General features: G+C 50.6%; 15 protein-coding genes. 11 read left to right on the forward strand and 4 right to left on the reverse strand.

The window, feature by feature from the left end; translation table 11 throughout:
- The first annotated feature begins 2 nt into the window (after positions 1-2).
- The 7 genes from ACJJI6_RS03805 to sctL are packed head-to-tail and all read left to right on the forward strand — an operon-like array spanning position 3 to position 3152.
- Positions 3-215 carry an EscE/YscE/SsaE family type III secretion system needle protein co-chaperone gene (locus tag ACJJI6_RS03805; protein WP_475713436.1) on the forward strand — a complete coding sequence of 71 codons (213 nt, stop codon included), beginning with the start codon at positions 3-5 and terminating at the stop codon, positions 213-215.
- A 45-nt stretch (positions 216-260) separates the two neighbouring features.
- Positions 261-509, forward strand: a complete 249-nt coding sequence (locus tag ACJJI6_RS03810; protein ID WP_444917387.1) for an EscF/YscF/HrpA family type III secretion system needle major subunit — start codon at positions 261-263, stop codon at positions 507-509.
- Positions 510-517: 8 nt separating this feature from the next.
- The gene (locus ACJJI6_RS03815; protein ID WP_444917386.1) at positions 518-883 is read left to right on the forward strand and encodes a hypothetical protein; all 366 of its coding nucleotides are present in this window, start codon (positions 518-520) and stop codon (positions 881-883) included.
- Between the two features lie 10 nt (positions 884-893).
- Positions 894-1217, forward strand: coding sequence for a type III secretion system inner rod subunit SctI (gene sctI, locus ACJJI6_RS03820; RefSeq protein ID WP_444941504.1), 324 nt, complete (start codon positions 894-896; stop codon positions 1215-1217).
- A complete protein-coding gene (gene sctJ, locus ACJJI6_RS03825) occupies positions 1217-1819 on the forward strand; it encodes a type III secretion system inner membrane ring lipoprotein SctJ (protein ID WP_444917384.1) in 603 nt (200 codons plus the stop codon). The genes sctI and sctJ overlap by 1 nt, the downstream gene beginning before the upstream one ends.
- Positions 1819-2553, forward strand: coding sequence for a hypothetical protein (locus tag ACJJI6_RS03830; RefSeq protein ID WP_475712527.1), 735 nt, complete (start codon positions 1819-1821; stop codon positions 2551-2553). Before sctJ ends, ACJJI6_RS03830 begins: the two co-directional genes overlap by 1 nt.
- The gene (gene sctL, locus ACJJI6_RS03835) at positions 2532-3152 is read left to right on the forward strand and encodes a type III secretion system stator protein SctL (protein WP_475712528.1); all 621 of its coding nucleotides are present in this window, start codon (positions 2532-2534) and stop codon (positions 3150-3152) included. The genes ACJJI6_RS03830 and sctL overlap by 22 nt, the downstream gene beginning before the upstream one ends.
- Positions 3153-3512: 360 nt before the next feature.
- On the opposite strand, the gene ACJJI6_RS03840 is transcribed toward sctL, so the two are convergent.
- From ACJJI6_RS03840 to ACJJI6_RS03850, 3 genes are read right to left on the reverse strand one after another with little or no spacing between them, the layout of a single operon-like run.
- Positions 3513-4343, reverse strand: coding sequence for a sulfurtransferase (locus ACJJI6_RS03840; RefSeq protein ID WP_475712529.1), 831 nt, complete (start codon positions 4341-4343; stop codon positions 3513-3515).
- 59 nt (positions 4344-4402) lie between these two features.
- Entirely contained in the window at positions 4403-6055 is a 1653-nt protein-coding gene (locus tag ACJJI6_RS03845) for an alpha/beta fold hydrolase (RefSeq protein ID WP_475712530.1), read from the reverse strand.
- Positions 6056-6114: 59 nt separating this feature from the next.
- Positions 6115-6732: a trimeric intracellular cation channel family protein gene (locus ACJJI6_RS03850; protein WP_413662328.1), complete on the reverse strand. Its 618-nt coding sequence runs from the start codon at positions 6730-6732 to the stop codon at positions 6115-6117.
- 215 nt (positions 6733-6947) lie between these two features.
- On the opposite strand from ACJJI6_RS03850, the gene ACJJI6_RS03855 reads away from it, so the two are divergent.
- Entirely contained in the window at positions 6948-7847 is a 900-nt protein-coding gene (locus ACJJI6_RS03855; protein WP_282932535.1) for an EamA family transporter, read from the forward strand.
- Positions 7848-8259: 412 nt separating this feature from the next.
- Here the strand turns inward: ACJJI6_RS03855 and ACJJI6_RS03860 are convergent, their stop codons facing one another.
- A complete protein-coding gene (locus ACJJI6_RS03860) occupies positions 8260-9444 on the reverse strand; it encodes an acyl-CoA dehydrogenase (protein ID WP_282932536.1) in 1185 nt (394 codons plus the stop codon).
- Positions 9445-9764: 320 nt separating this feature from the next.
- Between ACJJI6_RS03860 and ACJJI6_RS03865 the strand changes: the two genes are divergently transcribed.
- From ACJJI6_RS03865 to ACJJI6_RS03875, 3 genes are read left to right on the forward strand one after another with little or no spacing between them, the layout of a single operon-like run.
- Entirely contained in the window at positions 9765-11201 is a 1437-nt protein-coding gene (locus tag ACJJI6_RS03865; RefSeq protein WP_475712531.1) for an efflux transporter outer membrane subunit, read from the forward strand.
- On the forward strand, positions 11201-12439 hold the full coding sequence (locus ACJJI6_RS03870) for an efflux RND transporter periplasmic adaptor subunit (protein WP_475712532.1): 1239 nt from the start codon (positions 11201-11203) through the stop codon (positions 12437-12439). Before ACJJI6_RS03865 ends, ACJJI6_RS03870 begins: the two co-directional genes overlap by 1 nt.
- Positions 12432-15590, forward strand: a complete 3159-nt coding sequence (locus tag ACJJI6_RS03875; protein ID WP_475712533.1) for an efflux RND transporter permease subunit — start codon at positions 12432-12434, stop codon at positions 15588-15590. The genes ACJJI6_RS03870 and ACJJI6_RS03875 overlap by 8 nt, the downstream gene beginning before the upstream one ends.
- The last annotated feature ends 208 nt before the right edge of the window (positions 15591-15798 follow it).

Below are 15798 nucleotides of genomic sequence, written 5' to 3' on the forward strand. Positions count from 1 at the left end.
TGATGGACTCGAATTTACTCCCTTTCGTTAAAACATCGAAGAATAGCGTTCTAAATTATTTGGATGAACAGTATTTAAATTGTAAGAACGAGTTACGGTTGCCACAGGCACCATCTACTTTCCAGGCCCTTACCAAACGCATGGAGGCGCTGGAGAGCGCACAAGCGATTGTCAGGAAATTAGGGATAGATAAATTATCACAACAGGCCCTCTAAAAAGTTTAGAGGGCTCTTAAATTATACATAAACGAGGACGTATAAATGGCTTATACATCAATTGATAGTAGTTTCTCTATCGAATCAGCTTCGGCAGTGCTATCTCCTGCTGCCAGTGAAGTCAGTACGGAAATGAATGAGCAGTCTGCCATATTGGCTGCTAACCCTGATGATCCCGCGGCATTGGCCAATTTCAATGCGTCTGTAGCGAAGTGGTCGGTTGTTATGAATGTTGTATCAACAATCAACAAAGTGGTTAAAGATGCATCTATGTCGATCGTTCAAAAAATGTAAAGATAGTTATGGACTTAAATAAGGCGCTAGCAGAAATTGCAATTAGTGGTCTTGCAGAAGGCATGATAGACGAAGCAGAAAGCATAATCTCTATGCTTGAGGCTGAGTCTATCAGCAACGTCTCGAAAATAACATTGCGGGCGTTGTTGCTGGTTTATAGTGATAAACCCGAATCAGCAATTGAAGTACTTGAGCCTTGGTGCAATCAGAATATGGACCAGCTTGATACGCCACACGCATATTTGGCATTGGCTTTGTGGCGATCGGGCAGAATTAATGCTTCTAAGGAGTTGTGTTGTAAATTAATGGCATCCTCGATTGATTGCACAATAAAAAATATGGTGAAAGAAGTCTACTCTCAGACATTAGTTTAGAGGTTATATTATGGAAACAATATCAGGTGTACAGCCGGTTGCTTTTGATTCTCCGCTTTCAGGTCAGAGCGGGTTTCTCACTGGAGAAGACCAGTTTTCTGCTTCGGAGGCCACTCTGGGGGATAAATTTTTCCAGATTATTTCGGACACCAAGGAGGAGATTGGAGCAAAAACGACAGAAATTGAATCAGCACTAAGTGTTGATGAAATAGCGCCTGTAGACCTGCTTAGGTTACAGTTCGAAATCGCAGAGATCACCATTCAGCAAGAATTGATTAGTAAGGGGATCTCAAAAAGTACGCAAAATGTTGATACTTTACTCAAGGCGCAGTAATGTTTAATGCCCGATTTTTATTAGTTCTTTTTATTGTTGTTTTGACTGGATGTAAAGTAGAGCTATATACCGGCCTGGAAGAGCAGGAGGGTAATGAGATGCTCGCTCTGTTATTATCTGAGGGGGTGTCTGCTGGAAAAGAGCCGGGTAAGGGTGGAAGCATAACATTAGTGGTTGAAGAGTCTCAGCTTACAAGTGCAATTGAAATCTTGTCTAGACATTCTTATCCAAGAAAGAAATATGCAACATTAAATGAAATTTTCCCTCAGGGTGGATTGATACAATCGCCAATGGCAGATAGTGCTCGTTACACTTTTGCTATGTCACAAGATATCGCGTCTACTTTATCAAATATTGACGGAGTGTTAACAGCTAAGGTTCACTTGGTGCTGCCAGCAGAAGAAAGCAAGAAAGCGGCGAAGAGTGTTTCTAAGACGACTGTTGTTAAAGCGTCTGTATTCATAAAATATGATAGTAGAGCACCAATGAAATCCTATATTCCTCAGATAAAGGCGATGGTTTCAAATTCGGTGGACCAACTTGACTATGAAAATGTAGCAGTAGTTATTTTCCCTGGAATTTCTAATTACGCCGATAACTGATGAATAAGGTAATTAGAGATGAATGCAAGAGAAACTTGAGTGATCCGATCTTTTTGTGCTGGCTCAGGATGACACATTACCCTGCTAAATGGATTCACAAAAGTTATTTAGAGGGTTGTTTTGATGGGATCCCGGTTGAATTGCTTAATATGCCTTCTTCACAGAAGCTTATTAGGCGTCGACTCGAACTGGAGGGCTTGGATTGGTTTTTCTTTAGTGTTTCTCCTGCTAAACTCCTTTTTGCTCCTCCGCTGATCCAAAAGCGTATTATGTTAATGATAGGCTACTTGTGTCTTGATGTAAAAATGGATCGCGTTATACAAAAATCATGCAGGCAAGATTTATTTGCAGTGCTGCCACAGGTTACTTTGAAGAATATTGAGGGGCTTGGCCCCTTTCTGCTTAGCTCTCGCCCCTTCATTTTCGATGAAATACAAAAGAAAGCCGCTGAGTTTAAATTGGAAGCGTTTAGCTCTAAAGTTTTGATTGAGGTCGGGGAGCTTGTATTTTTTGAAACCCTGTCATATCTGGTTCGGCAGGCAAAAAGCAACCTCATAACAAAAGATATGCTGGATTTATGGAAAACTTACTATGAATTTCAGTATCCGGAATGTAAAGATAGCGGCTTGCCTCAAAAGTTGATAGTTGAAGCGGTCAACGATAGCCGAACATATGTTTTAATACGTAAGCTGGTAAAATATATGGAGCCAGAATGGGAAATTTTGTTGAGATAGTTCCTCAAGCTGTTGCCTTGTCTCCCGAGAGTAAGGTGGTGAAGTTAAATGAGTATAATACTTATCTTCAAGCGCAAGATATTCTCGCTCTTGCCGAGGCAGATGCAGCCGAAATTGTTGCCGGCTCTAAGGCATCAATTAAAGAAGGTTACGATCAGGGCTATGCGGATGGTGTTCAAGCGGGTTTGAGCGATCAAAGTGAAGCTCTGTTGACGACGCTCCAGCTCTGCCAGCAGTTCTTGAAAGGGCAGCAGCAAGAGGTGGTTAGCCTTGTTAAGGTAGTATTGCAGAAGTTAATTGGTGAAATTGAAACCGATACTCAGCTTTTGAAGCAGATAGAAAGAGCTGTGTCAATCCATTATAATGTTGATAGCGCCAAATTGTTTGTATCACCATGTCAGTATAGGCCGGCAAGTGAAAAAATTGCTGAGCTTTTAGCGGATTATCCTACCTTGAAAAATTTTGAGGTAGTTTCTGATGATAAAGTGGCTCCAGGTAGCTGCATTCTCGAAACCCCAATCGGTATTTTAAATTTATCCTTAGAGGCACAACTTTCTGCAATAGAGCGTTCGATCGGCGCTCATGTGGAGGGTGGGTAAAGTGGGCAGGGAAGGTTTGCTTTGTCAGTGGTTGTTTATATTTGTTGAGTTTGATTAATGTTCAGGCTAAAAATGGGGTGTTGTATGAGTGTAAATATCGATTACACTCAGCAAGTACATATGGCAATTTTGTCTTGATCTGAAAATTAATTTTTAGAATACTCCTGTCAAGTTTGGCCTGTGGTAGTTGTGTCTAATTAGGTGTTACCTAAGTGCATTTTATGGGTAATATTTAAATTCGAAGCTTATGTCTTTTTTAACCTCCTTACCTCATAGTCATATGGTTTGTGCAAACACACTATATCTACTTAAATGAATCCCTTGACAGTTGTGTGTGCTAAGGATTTCTGATTTTTTCTTTTACTGATGTGCACACCAATCACTCCAGCTCCCAGGATAAAGTAGTGAGTCGTGGCGACCAGCTAAATATTGAGCATAGAAATTAACGCAGGCAGTAACTCCGGAGCCGCAGTAGTTGAGAAGTGGTTTACCATCTGCCAAGTTGCCAAACTGTGATTTAAGTTCGGCAATGGATTTCACTTTGCCATTGTTTTTGTCTGTTATGTTTTGCCAGGGCTGATTGATGGCTGTGGGTATATGTCCGGTAATCGGGTCGATAGGCTCTTCAATTCCTTCAAAGCGCTGCCTGTCCCGGGCGTCTACTAACTGCCAGGGTGCTTTACCCAGGTTTTGTTTGATGTTCTCGTAATGAACCAAAAGATTTTCTTTTGGTTGTGCGCTGAAGTTTCCTTGCTTGGATAGAGTGGGCTCGCTTGTGTCCAATGCCTCCCCTGCATCGAGCCAGGCTTTTAGACCGCCATTCAGAATGCTGATTTTCTTGTGGCCAAAGAAGAAAAACAGGAACCAAGCACGAGCAGCGAAACCCAGGCGGTTGTCGTCGTAGACGATTACCTGTGTGTCACTATCGACTCCCAGATTGCGAGCGTAGTCCTGGAACTGTGCAGCACTCGGCATTGGGTGGCGGCCGCCGTAGCGTTGCACAGGGGCAGAGAGGTCACGGTGCAGGCAGGCGTAATGGGCATCGGGAATATGGCCAGCCCGATAGTCCCGCTCACCACTATCGTGATCCGCCAGGCTATAGCGGCAGTCCAATATTACGGGTTCGCCGGTCTTTTTGAGTCCTACCAAATCAGCAACTTCAATCAGGACAGGGTTGTTGTCGCTCTCCATCGGCCTCTCCTCAATCCTTGATACCGCTTTTGTCGTGTAACTTCAGCTGTTGTTTTTGGTTATTGGCCGCTTTCCGGAGCTGGGACTTCCGCTGCCTGGGGTTCGGCGGCCTGCTGTTCGGCTTCTTGCTGGGACTCAGACTCTTCTTCGGTGGAAATCTGGTCTGCCAGCTCCGCTTTGCGGCAAGTCATGGTAGTTTCGGTTTGATCTTCGGCAGGGTTGTCGAGAAAGCGCGCTACTGCCCGCTCTGCGCAGTTGCTTGCGGAAATAATATCGTGAGCCAGGTTGGGAAATAGCAGCCATTGGTGATTCGGTAGCTCTTTGCGTGCGATATCGACATCATCTGCAGCCAGTACCGGATCCAGGCCGCCGTGTAACACTATCACTGGAACTGGGGTGGAGATGGCTTTTGACTCAGTGAGAGGAGCAGAGGGGATTGCCCAGATGCGACACTGTAGCTGCAACAAATTTAAATCTGATCGCACGGCCCCGCCGAGAATGCCGGTGTCTGCTGCGTTGGCCCTGGCCTGATCAAAATCGACAAAGGGAGCCTCTTCATAACAGAAGTGGCTAACGCCGGCTGCATCCCCAAAGTAGGGGTCCAGTACGATCTCCATAAAGTGTGCGATGGCATCTTGGGCCGGCTGTAGCCCTTCATCGCCCTCATTTTCCAGGCCCTCGATCATCTTGGGCAGCTCACTGTAGAAGTTTTCGTTATACAGCGCCTGGAATAGAACTCTCAGCAAGCGCTGTCCAGTAAGCACAAAGGGATAGCTTTGCTTTGAGTAGCGGTGCTTGATCGGAATGGTGCGCGGCTCTTCGTCTAAGGTCTGGATCAGGTTTTCCAATCTGCGACGCAAATTGGGGTAGCGACTGTTACATTTCTCGTCTTCGATGCAATGCTTTAGGCCGCGTTCGTAGGCCGCCAGGGAGTCCTGAGGGAGCTGTTGCGTGTAGACAATATTGGGGAAGACCGCACTGTTAAGCACCAGGGTGCGCACTGATTCCGGGAAGTCGCGGGCCACTGTCAGGGCGTAGCGGGAGGAGTAGGACACCCCATAGAGGTCGAATTTATCGAGTTTGAGGGTTTTTCTCAGCTCTTCTACATCCCTGGCGATCACAGAACTGTTGTACTGGGCCAAGTCGGCACCTTTGCTCAGGCGACTGTAACAGCGCTCCATACTGAAGGAGAAAACACGGGCCTCTTCTTCCGGAGACAGGTTGCGCCGGAAAGCGGTATCGGCGTCTTCGATAAACTCGCTGCAAGTGAGGCGTGGCTGGGCCATACCGGTGCCCCTGGGATCTATAACAAAGAGATCCCGGCCATCTTCTACTGTCATGGCGGCATAGTTAAGCCACAGCCAATCACTGGCGTTCTCGGGCTCTAACCCCATGCTGGCTCCGGGACCACCGGCGCCGAGGTGGAGTAGGGGGATTTTCTTGGGGTCGGGGTTTGTGGCGCGGAAGCGCACTACCGGGAAGCGGATTTTGCGCTTTTCCGGGTGGGCATAATTCTCCGGCACCTCCATCATGAAACACTGGGTGAAAGGCCAGGTTTCATCGGTTTTGAACCAGCAGGGCTTTGCTACCAGGCGAGCGTATTGTTTTTGCTGGGATTGACCGGTTTGGGCAGAGTTTGTCGAGCGCTCACAGGCTCCAATCACCATGGAAATGAGAATAATGAGGAGTATGCGCAATCGGGCTTTTTGCACTTAGATTATTCCTGTGACTGCTATTAAGTAGTGGTTTATGGTTCCAGGCCTTTGAACGGTCAGTGCTTGCCGAAGCGTGCCACTGGCGCGGAGATATTCCAGCGCAATGCCGCGAGGCGAATCGCTAGGGTCACAAATACAGCAATAGCCACCACTAGCTCATGGGGTAGCCACCCTACATTGTCCAAGGCAACGAGTATGGCCGTACCGGTAAGGGCAGCGGTGGCATATATCTCTCGCCGGAGTAAAAGTGGAATGTCACCGGACAGCACATCCCGAATCACCCCGCCAAAAGTACCGGTCATTACGCCGAGCACGATTGCGATGGTCGCGGAATAGCCCAGTTCGAGTACTTTCTGGGTTCCGAGCACCACAAAAACGGCGAGTCCAATGGCATCTGCCACCATTAGCAGGCGCATAGGGACCTTTAGATAGCGTATCAGGTAAAAGCTCACCACACCGGTAATTGAGGCGATCCACAGGTAATAGGTGTGCTCAAGCCAGAATACAGGGACGTTGAGAATAATGTCCCGGGCGGTACCGCCACCAATAGAGGTGACGCAGGCGAGTACCACTGCACCAAATAAATCCATCTGTTTGTGGCCGGCGGCGAGTACGCCGCTGAAGGCAAAGACCGCGATACCGATCAATTCAAACCAGTGCAGCAGCTCATCCATATCATCGTTACATCCAGAGATTGGCGGGCAGGGGAGAATAGCACTTCTGTCTACGCAAAGGGAATTGAGCAGCGATCGACTGGTGAGAAGTGTGAGGCGCCGCAATAGATCGGTACCAGGGAGCTATTGAAACAATGACAAAGGGCTCATTAGGCGCAGAAGAGTAATGGAGGCTGCTACCCTTTGGTTACGTCCATTGTTCACTGGCTGTAGAGATGCCGTATAAAAGCATACTGTTGGCTTTGCTGGCAGTCTCAATTTTTGGACTGAATTACCCGATAACCAAGGTGGCGCTGGCCGACTTCCCGCCAATGTTATTGGCTTCAGTTCGCTTCACCCTCGTCGCTGTTCCTCTGGTTTTCTTTTGTCCATTCCCCAAGACCTCGATCCTCAATGTTGTTGCGCTCGGCTTCTTCTTAGAGTTTCTCTCTCTGGGGTTGATGTACTACGCCATGAAGGCCGATATTCAAGCGGGTGTAGCGTCACTGCTTATGCAGTCGCAGGTGCCATTCACCCTATTGCTATTCGCAATGCTGTTTGGCGATAAGATAAATATGCAGCAGTGCTTGGGTTTGGTAATAGCGGCTGTAGGGTTCTCTGTATTCTTCTACTATGCCGATAAAGGTGGGTCGACAACGATAGTGGGATTTATCCTTATTATGGGGGCGGGGCTGTCTTGGGCGATAGCGAATATCGTATTCCGCAGGATGCCAGGTGTTAACTTACTTCATTTAATGGTTTGGGCTTCATTGGTGCCGCCGGTACCTCTTTTGGTCTTGTCAATATTTTATGAGAGCCATACTCCCTGGGTTTTCTTTTTTCAGGCGCATACGGCCAGTTGGTTTTCAATTGTTTACCAAGTGTGCATGGTGACATTGGTTGGTTATATTTTATGGGGTGATTTAATTCGTCGCTATTCCTCTGCCTGCGTTTCACCATTTGGGTTGCTGGTTCCTATTGTGGGAATAATCGGCTCATCAATTATCCTTGGTGAATATCTTACATTTGTCGAGTGGGTAGCGACTTTTGTCGTGTTGCTGGGTATTGCTCTTTGTGTAGTAAAATTAAATGATCGAAATCCGGGGCAGGAGATTGTTGATGTGGAGGGAAGTTAGGGGAGGGGTAATAATTTTATTCAGTTTGTTGGGCTCTCTGTTTGGGCTTTCCGCGCTTCCCAAAACTTCCTTTTAATACCATTATTGAGAGTTTAATAATTGCTGAGGGCTGTCTTTACTTATTTCGCGGTTCGATGGTGCGTAAATGGTCACAGTGAGTTTTGGCCTGCTCTCAAATTATCTTTACTTTAAATCCAAACGTTTTTTTCGGTGTAGTACTTTGCTTAGAGTGGGTGATAATTTAATACTGCTCCACAGTCTATACGCCGCCTTTTTGCGTGACTATTCCGAACTTTAGTTTAATGGTTTTGTGCTACCAACCTGGGAGGCGAGGTAGAAGTAAGGAGATAAGAAGTGATGGGATAAGGGCGATGCCCACGGCAACTACCGTGAGCATCGAACTAGACGTGTTTTACACGAATGCTTGCAGGCCGGTCTGGGCGCGGCCGAGGATCAAGGCGTGTACGTCGTGGGTACCTTCGTAGGTATTTACAGCTTCCAGGTTCATCACGTGGCGAATTACGTGGAATTCGTCGGAGATGCCGTTGCCGCCGTGCATATCGCGAGCAATACGCGCGATATCCAGTGCCTTACCACAGTTGTTGCGCTTAACCAAGGAGATCATGGTGGGGTCGAACTGCTTGTTCTCATCCATGATACGACCAACGCGCAGGGAAGCTTGCAGGCCCAGGGTAATTTCGGTCTGCATGTCAGCCAGTTTCTTCTGGAACAGCTGGGTTTGAGCCAGAGGGCGGTTGAACTGGGTGCGGTCCAGGCCGTACTGGCGAGCGGCGTGCCAGCAGAACTCGCCGGCACCCATGGCGCCCCAGGAGATACCGTAGCGAGCGCGGTTCAGGCAGCCGAAGGGGCCGCGCAGTCCGCCAATTTCCGGGAATTTGTTTTCTTCCGGAACGAACACATTGTCCATCACGATCTCACCGGTAATGGAGGCGCGCAGTGAGAACTTGCCTTCGATCTTCGGTGCGGAGAGGCCTTCCATACCTTTGTCCAGCACGAAGCCGCGAATAATATCGTCGTCATCTTTCGCCCAAACAACGAAAACGTCGGCGATTGGGCTGTTGGTGATCCACATCTTGGAGCCGCTGATGCGGTAGCCGCCATCGACTTTCTTGGCGCGGGTTTTCATGCCGCCGGGATCGGAACCCGCATCGGGCTCGGTCAGGCCGAAACAGCCAACCCATTCGCCGGAAGCCAGCTTGGGCAGGTACTTCTGCTTCTGTTCTTCGCTGCCGTAAGCGTAAATCGGGTGCATAACCAGGCTGGACTGAACGCTCATGGCGGAGCGGTAGCCGGAGTCAACGCGTTCAACTTCGCGCGCCACCAGGCCGTAGGAAACGTAGTTGAGACCGGCACAGCCGTAGCCTTCGATGGTGGAACCGAGCAGGCCCAATTCACCCATCTCGTTCATGATTTCACGATCGAAGATTTCGTGGCGGTTACCCTCGAGAACTCTGGGCATCAGTTTGCTTTGGCAGTACTCACGTGCCGTGTCGCGCACCATGCGCTCTTCGTCGGTCAGCTGTTGGTCCAGCAGCAAAATATCGTCCCAATGGGCGAGTGGCTGATGTTTACTCATGGTTTGTCTCTTCTACTTCCGTTATTAATTCCACCGGAGCGTCCAAGGGGGCCGGCTGAAGAAGGCCGAGCACCTTTGTACAGAGGGGAGACTTTTTGGATAAGCTCCGCGTCAAACCCCGATGACTATTCAGTTTAGTGTGCCGCATCATACCGAAGTAGTCGGTTTTCGGCACTCCTGCGGGCAGCAATTTTTTGCCTGATTTTACGCATGCTTTGTAAACAAGAGTAAAACGCATTGCGAGCGATTTTGGGGGGCGGATAATGCACGCAATAAATCTCTATTTTTTACGATTAAACGTTTAATTTCGGTGATATTCCTTGTCCTTTTACCGTATTTTGGCAATTTGTGTTCCGCTGCTTGTCAGCTGTAGTTCGCAGCCAATTGAAACCATTCAACCCGATGAAAATTTGGGGTTACCAGAATCTTTTCGTGCATCGGGCACTGTCGCACCGAGTTTGCGCTGGTGGCGAGATTTGGAAGATCCGCAGTTGGACAATTTGGTACAGCTGGCACTGAAAGATAATCCGGATATTCAGGCTACCTATTGGCGATTGGAGCAGGCCGCAGCCACTGCGCGGGGAGCGCGATCGGGCCTTTGGCCAAGACTGACCGCCAGTATTGAAAATACTGAGCAGCGCTACTCTTCCGGCGAGTTCACCGATCCCTCTGCGGAGGGCAATAGTTGGAGTACCCGTATCGCCGCCAGCTATGAAGTGGACCTTTGGGGGCGGGTCCGTGCCGGTGCCAGTGCAGCAGAGGCGGCTTACCTGGCCCAGGAACAGAATTTACAGACGGCAGCCCTGACCCTGGCGAGCGAGGTGGCAGCTACCTGGTTGGAGTTGCGGGAGCAGTGGGGGCAGCGGGATTTGCTGCAACAACAGCTGGAGATCAATCGCAAAAGCCTGAAGGTTCTGGAACTGCGCTTTGGTCGCGGCGTCTCAGGTGCAGCCGATGTTTTGCAGCAACAGCAGTTGGTCCAGCAGTCACAGCAGGAACTGGATGAGGCGGAAGCGGATGCCGAAACTCTAAAAGTACAGTTAGCGGTGCTCTTGGGTATCAATGTCGAGGAACTTAGCAGCATTATTCACGAACAGGCCGGGTTGCCGGCATTACCAGCCCTGCCAGAGACCGGCGTGCCATCGCAATTGTTATTGCGCCGCCCGGATGTCGTTGAGGCGCAGCGAGACCTTTTACAGGGCTATCACTTAGCCGATGAGGCCTGGGCCGATCGACTGCCCGTATTTAGTTTGTCTGCAGTAGCCAGCAATGGCACCAGTTTAATTAGTGACGTGACTGAAAACTGGCTTTTGGCCATCGCAGCCTCTATTGAGGGGGTGATTTTTGATGGTGGCGCCCTGGCATCCGCCCAGGAGCAACAGGATGCCGCTCTGCAGGAGCGCTGGGCGCTCTACCGCAGTGCAGTTAATGAAGCCTTGTCTGAAGTAGAGCAGGCCTTGATTCGGGAGAGCCTGATCGAGCAGAGACTCAACCATCTACGTGAGCGTGAGCGTCTCGCAGACCTTTTGGTTCTGCGCCAAAGCCGCGCCTATGCGCGGGGGACCATCGACTTCCTCAATGTGTTGACCGCGACGAGTGAACAACAGAGTTTGGCGCGACAAATCTTGTCTGCCGAGCGCGAACTGATTGAAAACCGAGTAGTACTTTACCGCGCGCTTTCCGGCGGGATCCCCCAGGCGGATCTCCCAGCCCCCGAGCCAGTGGATTTGGAGTTGTACCTGGAGGGAAATAACTGATGTTGCAGAAACTCAATTGGCGCCTGCTGATCCCCATAATTTTGGTGGTGTTGGCATTCTTGGCCTTCAACTGGATGATGCGGGAAAAACCGTCGGTCAGTCGCGGTGAGCGCAAATCGCCACCGCCGACAGTCGATGTAGCCGTTGCTGAGCAGGGTCGTTTTCCTGTAACCCTGAGCGCGCTGGGTAAAGTGAGTGCCCGTGAGTTAGCGGAGTTGGAGCCCCAGGTACAGGGGCAGGTGCAATGGCTCGACTATGATCTGGGCCCCGGAGCCGTAATGCCAAAAGGGCAGGTGCTGTTGCGTATTGACCAGGAGCCCTACCAGTTGGCCCTGATGACTGCGCAGAGTGCCCTCGCCGAACGCCGTGCTGAATTGCAGCAGGAGCAAGGACAACAGCAAGTTGCTCAAGAGGAATACGAGCTTCTCGGCACAGCCCTGTCTGGAACGGATAAGGCTCTGGTGTTGCGCGAGCCTCAGAGAGCAGCAGCAGAGGCGGCAGTAAAATCCGCAGAGGCAAATGTGGCCTTGGCTAAACGCGATCTTCGGCTTACCGAGATTCGCGCCCCATTTGATGCCCTGGTAGTTGAGCGTGATGCCGACGTCGGTGATCGCGTCTCTCCGGGCGATACTCTCTACAGCCTTGCTAGTGCCGACCGCTTCCAGATAGCCGTTGAGGTTCCCGCGTCGCAACTGCACCGGCTCGGACGCGGTGATGTTGAAGTTCGAATTTACGGCAGCCAGTGGCCGCAGGGCGTCTACCGCCGCGGTGAGTTTGTCCGGGTTATCCCGGTACTAGAAGAGCAGGGTCGTCTCGCCAGTGTGTTGGTAGAGCTGGAAGACCCGCTTTCCGTACAGGATCCGTCCCAGCCGCAGCTGCTTCTCAACGACCTGGCGAAAGTAGAGATCGTTTCCCAAAGTGAGGATGAGCGCGTGCGTATTCCCCTCACTGCGCTGCAAGACGGCAACAATGTGTGGGTGGTTCGCGAGAACCGCACCACGGTTCTGCCGGTAGAAGTAGCCTACATGAGCGGCGACTTTGCAGTCCTGGAGCAGGGACTCAGCGGTGGAGAAGCCTTAGTGACGACCCGGTTGGTAACCGTTACTGAGCGTATGCCGGTGCGAATTGCCGGAGACAGTAATCGCCAGCAGCGTCCGCCGATAGATGCGGCTGCCTCTGCAGAACGGCCGCCAAGACGCGGCCCCGGTGGACCCAACGCTGGGGGCGCAGATGACTGAACAGAATAGATCCAGAGATAAAGTTGATACCCGCACGGGCGCCATCGCCTGGATGGCGCGCAACCACGTAACTGCCAATTTGTTGATGTTGGTCTTCTTGATTGGTGGTTTGATTTTTTCGACCATCGTTAAAAAGGAAGTCTTCCCGGAATTCAGCCTGGATACTGTGAGCGTGTCCATCTCCTATCCCGGTGCCAGCCCTGAGGAAGTCGAGCGCGGTGTACTGGTGGCTGCCGAGCAGGCGGTGCAGGGCTTGGTAGGTATCAAAGAGATGACCGCGAGGGCCAATGAGGGTAGTGCCTCTTTAACCTTGGAGCTGGAAGGCGATGCTGATGCTGCCTTGGTGTACCAGAATATTCAGCAGGCTATCGATTCTGTTACCACTTTCCCTACAGATATTGAGCAGCCCCAGGTCAGTCTGGCCGAGCGCAAACGGGATGTGCTGGATCTGGTATTACACGGCGATCTTACCGAGCACAACCTGCGTGCGTTGGCGATGCAGGTTTACGATAAGCTCGAAGCGCACAGTGGTATTACCCAGCTGGAAGCGCGAGGGATGCGGGACTTGCAAGTGGCGATCGAGATTCGCCGCGATGACCTGCGTCGCTATGGGCTTACCCTGCTGGAAGTGGCAAACATCGTAGAAAATGCAGCGGTAGATATTCCCAGCGGCAGTGTTAAGTCTGATGCGGGGGAGATATTGGTCCGGGTGACTGAGCGCCGCGATTGGGCTCGTGAGTTCGGCGATATTGTTATTGCCCAGGGCGCTGGTGGCGGTGCCGTTTATTTAAAGGATGTTGCCAATATCAGCGACGCGCTTGAGGAAGAAGCGCGCAATATGGTGTTTAACGGCGAGCCAGCTATCAGCATCAAGATCTACCGAGTGGGCGACCAGACACCAATGAGTGTCAGTGAGGCTGCCCATGAAGTCGTTGATGAGGTCAGGGCAAGCCTGCCCCCGGGGGTGACCCTGACAGTTCGCGATGACGACTCAGAAATTTTCAAAGCGCGTCTGACCCTGCTGCTGAAGAATGGTTTTATCGGGCTCTTATTAGTATTTGTTGTGCTCGGAGCCTTTCTGGAATTGCGGTTGGCTTTTTGGGTAACACTGGGCATTCCTACCAGCTTCCTGGGGGCATTGCTATTCCTGCCTGGGCTGGATATTTCCATCAGCATGGTAAGTATGTTTGCCTTTATTATCGCCCTTGGAATAGTGGTGGATGATGCAATTATTGCCGGTGAAAATATCCACGAGTGGCGACAAAAAGGCTACAGCAATCTGGAGGCTGCCGTTGCCGGTGCCCGCCAGGTATCGGTGCCGCTCACATTTGCGATTCTGACTAATATTGTCGCCTTCCTTCCATTGATGGCCTTACCCGGCTTTATGGGCAAGATCTTTGGTGTGATTCCCTTTGTGGTGGGCTCGGTATTTATTATTTCCTGGGTGGAAGCCCTGTTTATTTTGCCCGGTCACTTGGCCCACTCTCGTCGCGGCTATAAAAGTCGCCGGGCGCGCCGCTTTGCCGCGCGGCAGAAAATGCTGGCGCGGGGATTGGATCGTTTTGTACAGCAGCGCTTTAGGCCCTTCCTGGATATATGTATCAAGCACCGCTATACCACTATTGCCGTGGCGGTAGCGGCGCTGCTGGTGGTTGGCGGCTATGCGGCTAGCGGCCGTATGGGGTTCACCTTGATGCCTAGGGTGGAGCGTGACTCCGGTCGCTTTGCCGTCACCTTTCCTACCGGAACGGCCCAATCCCAGCTGGAAAAAGCGCGCTCGCAGATTATTACTGCTGCCGATAGGGTGCTCGAGCAATACGATAAAGAAAAGGTCTTCCTGGGGATTCGCGGTTTGATGGGCGATGACGCGATTATGGTGGACGCTTTCTTTGTTCCCGCAGATGAGCGTCCTTTTTCCACCGGTGAGTTTATTCGCGCCTGGCGCCAGGAAGTGGGGCCCATTGCCGGTGCCCTTAGCGCGACAACAGCTTCTGACCGTGGCGGTCCCGGTGCTGGCTCCTCGTTAACCGTGGAGCTTCGCCATACCGACACGGATACCTTGGAGCAAGCTGCGATACGTTTAGGGGATGAGTTGGAGAAATTCCCGAATGTCAGTGATATCGATCCCGGTATTTCCCTCGGTAAAACCCAGTTGGACCTTACGCTGACTGAAACGGCCAAAAGTTTGGGCATGTCTGCGGAGGATATTGGTCGGCAGTTGCGGGCAGCGTTGTACGGGGCTGAGGCCCTGCGCCAACAGCGCGGCCGGGATCAGGTGAAGGTCATGGTACGTTTGCCTGAGGATGAGCGGGCCAATATCAATGATGTGAATAGCATTATGATACGGGCCAGCAATGGACTTTGGATGCCCCTGCCAGATCTGGTAAAAATTGATAAAGGGCGCGCCTATGCCACGATTAATCGCCGGGCAGGCCGCAGGGTTACAACAATTACCGCCAATGTGGAGCCCAGTGACCAAGCGACGCTTGTGATTAATGAGTTGAATGAAAGTGTGGTCCCCCAATTGAAAGCGGAATTCCCCGGCCTAAGTGTTTCCTATGAGGGACGCCAAGCGGAGGAGCGAGAGGGATTGGCAAGCCTGGCGATGACCTTTGCCCTTGCGATGGCGGTGCTGTACTTGTTATTGGCAATTCCCTTAAAGAGTTACGTACAGCCGTTGATCGTAATGGTGGCGATACCCTTTGGTGTGATCGGTGCGTTACTTGGTCACTTGGGCATGGGGTATGGACTCAGTATGGTGAGTCTGCTGGGTATGGTGGCACTGGCGGGAGTTGTGATTAACGATACTCTGGTAATGATTGAGTACAGCAATCGTCTCCGAAATGATGGTGCTGATTTGGAAAGCGCTATTAAGGGAGCGGCAACACGGCGTTTTCGCCCGATCGTATTGACCACCATAACAACTTTCTGCGGCTTAATGCCGATGATCTTTGAAAGCTCGGTGCAAGCGCGCTTTATGATTCCAATGGCGATCTCGCTGGGCTATGGAATACTCGCTGCCACAGCGATCTCATTGTTATTGGTACCCTGTCTCTATTTAATGATGGGTAAAGATATTCCCCAGTTGTTTGCAAGATTGAAAAATATCATCGCTCGCTTTGGTCGTAGCGGTGTGATCGCACAGAAATAAATTCAATGGTAGCCGGTATCTTTTTACCGGCTTTTTCCCTCTGAGATTTAATTTTATAACTGATATTTAACTACCAGTTTCCAAATTACGTTTCTGTCTCCATGAATACCACCTTCATTTAATTTTCTTTGTGGCCAGGAACTGCGGTAGCTGAAATACTGCTCCAGTTTAATGTTATGAAATTATTTTCCGGCATACTTTCAATATG

Source organism: Microbulbifer maximicatervae (SeqCode), assembly GCF_056232625.1.

What these genes read in the sequence shown, in the direction of transcription:
- ACJJI6_RS03870 (WP_475712532.1), top strand. Translation starts at nt 11,201, where the DNA reads ATGTTGCAGAAACTCAATTGGCGCCTGCTGATCCCCATAATTTTGGTG.
- sctJ (WP_444917384.1), top strand. Translation starts at nt 1,217, where the DNA reads ATGTTTAATGCCCGATTTTTATTAGTTCTTTTTATTGTTGTTTTGACT.
- ACJJI6_RS03830 (WP_475712527.1), top strand. Translation starts at nt 1,819, where the DNA reads ATGAATAAGGTAATTAGAGATGAATGCAAGAGAAACTTGAGTGATCCG.
- ACJJI6_RS03875 (WP_475712533.1), top strand. Translation starts at nt 12,432, where the DNA reads ATGACTGAACAGAATAGATCCAGAGATAAAGTTGATACCCGCACGGGC.
- ACJJI6_RS03805 (WP_475713436.1), top strand. Translation starts at nt 3, where the DNA reads ATGGACTCGAATTTACTCCCTTTCGTTAAAACATCGAAGAATAGCGTT.
- ACJJI6_RS03855 (WP_282932535.1), top strand. Translation starts at nt 6,948, where the DNA reads ATGCCGTATAAAAGCATACTGTTGGCTTTGCTGGCAGTCTCAATTTTT.
- ACJJI6_RS03850 (WP_413662328.1), bottom strand. Translation starts at nt 6,732, where the DNA reads ATGGATGAGCTGCTGCACTGGTTTGAATTGATCGGTATCGCGGTCTTT.
- sctL (WP_475712528.1), top strand. Translation starts at nt 2,532, where the DNA reads ATGGGAAATTTTGTTGAGATAGTTCCTCAAGCTGTTGCCTTGTCTCCC.
- ACJJI6_RS03840 (WP_475712529.1), bottom strand. Translation starts at nt 4,343, where the DNA reads ATGGAGAGCGACAACAACCCTGTCCTGATTGAAGTTGCTGATTTGGTA.
- ACJJI6_RS03810 (WP_444917387.1), top strand. Translation starts at nt 261, where the DNA reads ATGGCTTATACATCAATTGATAGTAGTTTCTCTATCGAATCAGCTTCG.
- ACJJI6_RS03860 (WP_282932536.1), bottom strand. Translation starts at nt 9,444, where the DNA reads ATGAGTAAACATCAGCCACTCGCCCATTGGGACGATATTTTGCTGCTG.
- sctI (WP_444941504.1), top strand. Translation starts at nt 894, where the DNA reads ATGGAAACAATATCAGGTGTACAGCCGGTTGCTTTTGATTCTCCGCTT.
- ACJJI6_RS03815 (WP_444917386.1), top strand. Translation starts at nt 518, where the DNA reads ATGGACTTAAATAAGGCGCTAGCAGAAATTGCAATTAGTGGTCTTGCA.